The organism is Mycobacterium sp., assembly GCF_049281135.1.
GTDB lineage: Bacteria > Actinomycetota > Actinomycetes > Mycobacteriales > Mycobacteriaceae > Mycobacterium.
In genome coordinates this window covers 1-7,627 of sequence record NZ_JBAPRN010000683.1, presented here as the reverse complement: position 1 = coordinate 7,627, position 7,627 = coordinate 1, and the positions used below count along the sequence as shown (strand labels likewise).

At 65.1% G+C, this 7,627-nt stretch carries 7 protein-coding genes; 2 read left to right on the top strand and 5 right to left on the bottom strand.

The genetic code is table 11. The features are described 5' to 3' along the window. Nucleotides 1-617, bottom strand: a 617-nt coding sequence (locus WAN02_RS27555; RefSeq protein ID WP_422268372.1) for a citrate synthase, incomplete at its 3' end; no start/stop codon positions are given. Nucleotides 618-791: 174 nt separating this feature from the next. Then, a complete protein-coding gene (locus WAN02_RS27550; protein WP_422268370.1) occupies nucleotides 792-2,042 on the bottom strand; it encodes an HNH endonuclease signature motif containing protein in 1,251 nt (416 codons plus the stop codon). Nucleotides 2,043-2,119: 77 nt separating this feature from the next. Between WAN02_RS27550 and pdxH the strand changes: the two genes are divergently transcribed. Next, the gene (pdxH, locus tag WAN02_RS27545) at nucleotides 2,120-2,779 is read left to right on the top strand and encodes a pyridoxamine 5'-phosphate oxidase (RefSeq protein ID WP_422268369.1); all 660 of its coding nucleotides are present in this window, start codon (nucleotides 2,120-2,122) and stop codon (nucleotides 2,777-2,779) included. Between the two features lie 6 nt (nucleotides 2,780-2,785). Continuing rightward, the gene (locus tag WAN02_RS27540; RefSeq protein WP_422268367.1) at nucleotides 2,786-4,054 is read left to right on the top strand and encodes an MFS transporter; all 1,269 of its coding nucleotides are present in this window, start codon (nucleotides 2,786-2,788) and stop codon (nucleotides 4,052-4,054) included. A gap of 26 nt (nucleotides 4,055-4,080) precedes the next feature. On the opposite strand, the gene WAN02_RS27535 is transcribed toward WAN02_RS27540, so the two are convergent. The 3 genes from WAN02_RS27535 to WAN02_RS27525 form a co-directional block, all read right to left on the bottom strand. Further along, a complete protein-coding gene (locus WAN02_RS27535; RefSeq protein WP_422268365.1) occupies nucleotides 4,081-5,154 on the bottom strand; it encodes a 2-aminoethylphosphonate aminotransferase in 1,074 nt (357 codons plus the stop codon). After that, nucleotides 5,151-6,317, bottom strand: coding sequence for a phosphonopyruvate decarboxylase (aepY, locus tag WAN02_RS27530; RefSeq protein WP_422268363.1), 1,167 nt, complete (start codon nucleotides 6,315-6,317; stop codon nucleotides 5,151-5,153). The genes WAN02_RS27535 and aepY overlap by 4 nt, the downstream gene beginning before the upstream one ends. Beyond that, nucleotides 6,317-7,627: isocitrate lyase/phosphoenolpyruvate mutase family protein (locus tag WAN02_RS27525; RefSeq protein WP_422268361.1), on the bottom strand; the 1,311-nt coding region annotated here is incomplete at its 5' end. The genes aepY and WAN02_RS27525, both read right to left, overlap by 1 nt.

Genomic DNA, 7,627 nt, shown 5'->3' with positions numbered 1-7,627 from the left:
GCCCCCGACAGCGAGGCCGCCACGTCGGCGCCGGTGGAGGCGATCACCCGCGCGGTGAACGTCGAGGCGTTCATGCCGTGTTCGGCGGCCGAAACCCAGTAGGCGTCGACGGCCTCGACGTGCTTGGGATCCGGCTCGCCCTGCCAACGCGTCATGAAACGCTCTGTGACCGTTGAGCATTCGTCGATAACCCGCTGAGGTATCGCGGGCTGGTAGATGCCCCGGGCCGATTGCGCGACGTACGACAGCGCCATCACCGAAGCGCGGGCCAACTGGTCGCGAGCGGTGTTGTCGTCGATGTCGAGCAGCGGCTGGAATCCCCAGATCGGTGCCAGCATCGCCAGGCCGGCCTGTACGTCGACGCGCACATCGCCGCTGTGAATCGGTAGCGGGAACGGCTCGGCCGGTGGCAGCCCGCGGCCGAATTTTCCGTCCACCAGCAAAGCCCACACGTCTCCGAAAGTGACGTGCTGGCCAACCAGGTCTTCGATGTCGACACCGCGGTAGCGCAGGGCGCCGCCGTCTTTGTCGGGCTCGGCGATTTCAGTGGTGAATGCCACCACGCCTTCGAGTCCGGCAACGAAGTTCTCCGGGATCTTGTCCGAGGTGACAGTCATGCTCGGATTCTCCCACGAATGCGCGGGCCGGTTCCTACCGGTCGGTAACTAAGGGCCGGAGTAGCGTGGGCCAGCTCGGAGCACGCGACACATTTTGTGAAGCAGCGTTAGTGACAGTGGGGCGATCCTGCGACGAAAAGTGTTGCAGGGCAGGGTTGGACCGGGTAATCCATGCTAGTTGTTTGTCGGTGGTGGTTGGTGTTTGAAGGGCTCATACCACCACCAGCTGGCGCGCTCGCCGGTAGGTCCCGGGCACGGCGCCACCGCGGGCGGCGGCTGAGTTGGCGGGCGCGCCAGCGAACCTGAGCCTATTGATCGACCGGCGCTGTCGGTGACGACGAGCGCGTCTGCGGGTCCGGTGACGGTGATGACGCCACGATGGTGCAGCCGGTGGTGATAAGGGCACAGCAGGGCCAGGTTGGCCAACTCCGTGGGGCCGCCGTCTTCCCAATGCTGGATATGGTGGGCGTGGAGACCACGGGTGGCACCGCAGCCAGGAACCACGCACACGCGGTCACGATGCTCGAGCGCACGGCGAAGCCGCCGATTGATCAGCCGGGTCGCCCGGCCGGCGCCAATGGCCTCGCCGTGATGTTCAAACCAGATTTCACACGTGGCATCACACGTCAGGTATCGACGTTCGGCGTCCGTGAGCAGCGGACCGAGGTGCAGTGCCGCAGCGCGCCGCTCAACATCGACATGCACGACCACGGTGGTGTGCTGCCCGTGTGGGCGGCGGACTGTCTCGGTGTCCCAGCCAGCCTCGACCAGGCGCATAAACGCCCCTGCGGTGGTCGGCAACGGGGGTCGCTGATTTGGAGTGCCCGCGCCATCGCCGTGATCGTGCTTCCACTCGGCGATCAGCGCATCCCGGTGAGACGCCAAAGCGGCGTCGAACTTCGCGGCGTCATGGTGGCCAAGGGTGATGCGGTAGCAACTGCCCTGCTCATTGGTGGTGGTGGTGATCGAGTTCTCGGGCTCTGGCCGAGGTCCAGGTTCGGGCCGAGGTTCCAATTTGACCGCGGTACGCAGCTGATTGACCGTCGCACGGGCCGCCAGCTGCGCGTAGTGCTCATCGGATCCCTCGCCGGCCCTTGCCGCGATGACGCCGACCTGGTCGGCCGACAGTCGACCCTCTCGCATGCCTTTGGCGCAGCGTGGGAACTCCGCCAGCCGGCTCGCGATCGTGGTGATCGTGTGGGCGTTTGCCGGCGCGCAGCCAGTTTTCCAGGCCACCAACGCCGGCACCGACCGCGCACCGGTGGCGCCCCAGAGTTGATCACGATCGATCTCGGCGACGATCTCAACGACGCGCCCATCAATCGCGTTGCGCTGACCGGTCAACTCCGCCAGCTCCTCGAACAGCACCTCAAGACGCTCGGCAGGGCTGAGCATCACGGCGCCGGCGGATGCAATCGAAGACATGACGTCATCATCACAGCCACCTCCGACAAATCCGGGCCGCCCCATCCCCGCTGCTAGCCGCGGGTAGCGTTGACGCGATGGTGGGACCAGACAACGAGCACCTGGCAGCAATGCGCAAGGAGTACGGATCCCGGGAGCGCGACGGCAGCCCCGACCTCGATGTCGATTGGCTCGACGATGGCTGGCTTGCCTTGTTGCGCAAATGGATTGGGGAAGCCGAGCGAGGGGGCGTCGCCGAACCCAACGCGATGGTGTTGACCACCGTCAGGGCGGGCAAACCGGTCAGCCGGTCGGTGCTCTGCAAGGGCGTCGACGAAGACGGCATCACCTTCTTCACCAACTACGACTCGGCCAAGGGTGACGAGTTGGCCGCGACGCCGTACGCGTCGGCGACCTTCCCGTGGTACCTGCTGAACAGGCAGTTTCACATCCGCGGATCGGTGACGAAGGTCGATCCGCGGGACACCGAAAACTACTGGTCGAACCGCCCGCGCGGCTCACAACTGGGCGCGTGGGCGTCACATCAGTCCCGGGTGATCGACTCCCGCGCCGCGTTGGTCGACCAGCTGTCTGAAGTCACGGCGCGCTTCGCCGACTCCGAGCAGGTCCCGGTGCCGCCGAACTGGGGCGGCTACCGCATCGCACCCGACGAGGTGGAATTCTGGCAGGGCCGAGAAGATCGGCTGCACAATCGGATTCGAGTCAGTGGGGGCCACGTCGAACGCCTGCAGCCCTAGCTGGCCATGACGCTGTTCGCCGACACCACGCCGCTGCGAAACCCGGAATTCAGGCGGCTGTGGGTGGCCGCGATACCCACCGTTGTCGGAGCCAACCTGACGATGTTCGCCGTTCCTGTTCAGCTCTACGCGCTCACCGGAAGCTCGATGTACTTCGGGCTGGCAGGCGTGTTTGCGCTGGTGCCGCTGGTCGTTTTCGGCTTGCTGGGTGGCGCCTGGGCCGACGCGATGGACCGGCGGATCTTGCTGATCGTCGCGTCGAGCGGGCTGGCGGTCTCGTCGGTGCTGCTGTGGCTGCAAGCCGCGCTGTCCTTCAACAACGTCTGGGTGCTGCTGTGCTTGCTGGCGGTGCAGCAAGGGTTTTTCGCCGTGAACGTGCCGACTCGCTCGGCGGCGATTCCGCGGCTGTTGCCGGCTGACCAACTTCCGGCTGCCAACTCGCTGTACATGATTGTGATGAGGGCCGGCGCGATTGTCGGCCCGCTACTGGCCGGCATCGTGGTGAGTTGGGTCGACCTGTCCACGGTGTACCTGATTGATGCGGTGACCTGCTTGACCTCGGTCTGGGCGGCTTTTCGGCTGGCCCCCATGCCGACCGGCGCGCCCGCGCTGAACGGGACGGGCTCGTCGCGCTGGGGTGTGGTCGCGGTACTGGACGGTTTCCGTTATCTGCTGGCCAACAAGGTGGTGCTGACGTCGTTCGTGGTGGACCTGATCGCGGTGGTCCTGGGCCTACCACGAGCGCTGTTTCCACAGATGGCCCATGAGAGCTTTGGTGGTCCCGTTCAGGGCGGAACGACGATGGCGTTGCTGGCTGCGGCGATACCGGTCGGCGCCGTTGTGGGTGGGATGTATTTCGGCTGGTTTTCCCGGATCCGGCGTCAGGGACTGGCCATCATCGTCGCGATCGCTGCGTGGGGCGTGGGGATACTGGGCTTTGGACTGACCAGTGGACTGGCACACGGTCGGGCCGGCCCGCTGCTGTGGATAGCGCTGGCGTTCCTGGCATTCGGCGGTGCCGCGGATATGGTGTCAGCCGCCTTGCGGTCAACGATCTTGCAGCAGGCTGCCTCCGACGAGCTGCGCGGGCGGCTGCAGGGGGCGTTTCTCGTGGTGATCGTCGGCGGACAGCGTCTGGCGGACGCGGTGCACGGTGGCGCGGCGCCGGTGGTCGGTACGACCGCCGCCACCGCGGGCGGCGGCGCGCTAGTCCTGGTCGGCATGCTGATCGTGGCGTTGGCGGCGCCGGCGTTCGTCCGTTACCGCCCGCGGTGATGTATCGCCTGATCGGTGAATGTCGGTCAGTCTGCGAGTGTCCGGCTGAGCGTTTCGAGCAGACGGTTGAGGTCGTCCCCGCTGATGTCGCCCATCGTCGAGATTCGGAACACCCGGTCTGAGAGCATGCCTTGGCCGGCATAGATGATGAAGCCGGCCTGCTTGAGCGCGTCGTGCCACGCGGCGAAGTCATGTCCGGGCGGCAGCTCGAAAGAGTGCAGCACACACGAGCACTCGGTGGTCGGTAACAGCGCGGCGATGCCGAGGGTGAGCAGGGTCTCGTGGACGCGGGTCATGCGCTCCTGGAATAGCGACTGCCGGGCGCGCCAGCCGCCGGCCTCGAAGAACTCGTTCAGCGCTTCGTCGAGGGCGTAGCAGGTCTGCACCGAAGGCGTGAATGGCGCGGTCCGTTTATCCTGCTGTGCAAGATAATTCGCAAGATCGAAGTACAACGTGCGGGTTGGTGCGCCTGCCAGAGCTTGACGGCGGACCACAACGAAGGCAGTTCCGGGAACGCCGTGCAGGCATTTGCCCGCGGTAGCTGCGCAGGCGTCGAGTTGCCACGCTTCGAAGTCGAGGGCCTCGGCGCCGAAGCTGCTGACACCGTCAAGCAGCAGGCGTGCGCCGTGCGCCGCGGCAACCTCCGCCAGCCGGGCTATGTCATTGAGCCGCCCAGTGGTGGTTTCATGATGAACCGCGGCGACATGGCTAAATGCGTTGCAGCGCAGCGCCTGCTCGACGGCGGACATATCGATGGGGTCCGTCCACCCGCCGGCAAGCCGCTCGTGATCGATACCGTGCGTGCTGGCAATGCGCGTCATTCGCTCCCCGTAGACACCGTTCTCGAGGATGAGGACACGGCCGCCGGCCGGCACGAGACTGGTGAGCATGGCTTCAACCGCGGCGGTGCCCGATCCGGTCAGCAGCACCGCGGCCCACGTCACCGGATCGAGGTCGTAAACGCGGATCAACTTGCGGCGCAGGCTATCTTGAAGGTCCGCGAACTCAGGTTCTCGATGACACAAATCGGCGCGCAACATCGCCTCACGAACCCGCGGTGACAATGTCACGGGTCCGGGATTGAGCAAGATCGTTCTCACCCGATGCTACCGATGTGGCTCATCAGCCGCTCCAGCACCTCCGGCGGCTTGAGCGCCGGACGAGGTAGGCCGTCACTGGTTCCGGTCCGGATCTTCAGGTGCGCGAACCGGGCACCCTCACCGGCCGGCGCACCCAGAAATCCCTCCAATTCCGTTGTCGAGTCCGTTCGCAGCACGCGGCGATAGCCGCAGGCCGCAGCGACGCCCGCGAAATCAACCCGCGCACTGACCGTCGACTGTCCGCCCGTGGAGTCGTGCGCTTCGTTATCGAGCAGCACGTGCGTCAGGTTTGGTGGTGCATATGCGCCGACGGTCGCGAGATTGCCCATCCGCATGAGGGTGGCGCCGTCACCGTCGGCAACAATCACCTGCAGGTCTGTCCGCGCGAGCGCGAGTCCGAGTGCCAACGATGACGCGCAGCCCATCGAGCCGACCATGTACAGGTGGTTTGGCCGGTCAGCGATCGCGCTGAGCTCGCGGCCCGTGTAGCCGGTGGTCGCTATCACCACCTGGCTGGCTTCCTGGCTCGCGGCGCAGATCACCTCGAGCGCCTGTTGTCGCGATGGACGGTCCGCGACTGCCAGCACATGGCCGCGGCCCTCGATGGTCGCTGCCGGCGGCGGCGGCGTCGGTGCGGCGGGACGCAGCGGGCAGGGCGCGATGACGCCCCCTCGAAGAATCAGACCGAATGCGGACCGCGATTGAGCGGCGTGCTCGATTTTCTCCAGCGCGGGGGGGATCGCCGCGCGGTGGTCGGGAAACGTGGTCCACGGGATCTCGATGGTGTCAAACATCGTTTCGGTGATGCGCCCCATCAGTGTGTGCTGCGGCTCGTCCTTGATGCCCGGCCGACCCCGGTGTGTGCAAATCACGAGCACCGGAATGCGAAAGGTATGCGTTAGCGAGGTCAAGGGACTGATCGCGTTGCCAAGCCCCGAGTTCTGCATCATCGCGACGCCGCGACCCCCTCCGATCCAGGTCCCCGCGGCGATCGCGACTGCATCGCCCTCATTGGCGGCGGACACGTAACCGAGTGTGCGGTCGTTTATGACGTAGTTGATGAAGGGGGTGAGGAAAGAGCAGGGCACCCCGGCGTAGCAGTTGTAACCGCGGCCGCGGGCTTCGTCGACGAAGTCGCCGGCGTGAATCCCGGGCGACGTCATCACCTTTGACCGGCAGTGAAATCCCCGGCCCGCTCGAAGTCGGTCAGCGAGTTCACATCCAGCCAATGGCCGTGGACGTACATCACACGAATTGAGCGCCCGGTGCTCACAATCTGGTTCAGCAAGTCGCCCAACGTGAGTCGGTCGAAGTCGTTCCGGTCGCTGAGCTCCTCGAGCGCCTGCTCGATCCAGGCCCGGCCACTGGCGCACGCATGGAGCATGCCGATCCAGCGGCCGTCGACCCGGTCGCCGTCGTCATCTACAGCGTTGCTGATTTTTTTCAGGGTGATGTCTTGCGGCCAGAGGGACCGATCGTCGGGTGTCGAGCAGTGCGCGCGATCTGTGGTGGTCGTGGCGGCGCTCATGTCGTATTGCGAGTCGACGACAACGGTCAGCTCGCGGTGCGATTCCATCAGCCCGCGCAAGATGTAGCTGCGGAACAGAAGGTCGCCGTACATGATCACCATGTCGTCTTGGAATGCATGACGCGCGCAAGCAAGCGACGCGAGTTCGCCGCTCGTGCCGTGACGGTCGTTGAGAACCAGCTCGACACCGTCGATGTCGATGCTGTCGGCCTTATAACCCGCAACCACGGTGACGCTGTTGATCCCTTGCCTGCCGCAGGATTCGCGGAGTCGTTCGAGCAATGGCTTGCCATTGACCGAGAGCATGGTCTTGGGACGTTCCGACGTGAGCTGTTTCAACGCTTCGCCTCGGCTAGCGGCAAGCACGATCGCACCGGCTTTCCGATGTGAGCAAGTGTCGTAGCGAAGCTGTGCCGCGGCAAGTTCTTCGGCGCGTTGGAGGCGGAAGATCTCTTCCATGCCAGCGACCTGATCCTCCACTTCTATGAGCGATTGATCATCGAAAATCTTTCGCGCAGTTAGCTGCATCGCGTTGACAGCGCTGCGGATGAGATGGTTCGCCCAGATCACCATGCTGATGTCGGCGTTCCGAAAGACGTCGGTCGGAGTGCTGTAGTACTTGGTTGGCACGATTACGATCGGCGCGCGACCGGCCCATTCTTTGGCGAACTCGAGGATCTGGTCTGGCTTCGACCGGGCGCTGTGGATGAGGATGGCGTCGGCACCTGCAGCGTGGTAGGCCTCCGCGCGCGCGAGGGCCTCGCGCGTGTCCCTTCCCGCGATATACGCTTCTACCCGTGCGATCACGGAGAAGTCGGGGTCCGATTGGGCGCTCTTCGCGGCCGCGATCTTGCCGCAAAATTCGTCGATGTCGGCGAGCGCTTGGCCTCCACTGACCGAAAAGCTATTACTTTTCGGGAAGACCTTGTCCTCGATGCACACACC

Excerpts from the sequence above, each read along its gene's own strand:
- aepY (WP_422268363.1), bottom strand. The coding sequence starts at position 6,317 with ATGACGTCGCCCGGGATTCACGCCGGCGACTTCGTCGACGAAGCCCGC.
- pdxH (WP_422268369.1), top strand. The coding sequence starts at position 2,120 with ATGGTGGGACCAGACAACGAGCACCTGGCAGCAATGCGCAAGGAGTAC.
- WAN02_RS27550 (WP_422268370.1), bottom strand. The coding sequence starts at position 2,042 with ATGTCTTCGATTGCATCCGCCGGCGCCGTGATGCTCAGCCCTGCCGAG.
- WAN02_RS27540 (WP_422268367.1), top strand. The coding sequence starts at position 2,786 with ATGACGCTGTTCGCCGACACCACGCCGCTGCGAAACCCGGAATTCAGG.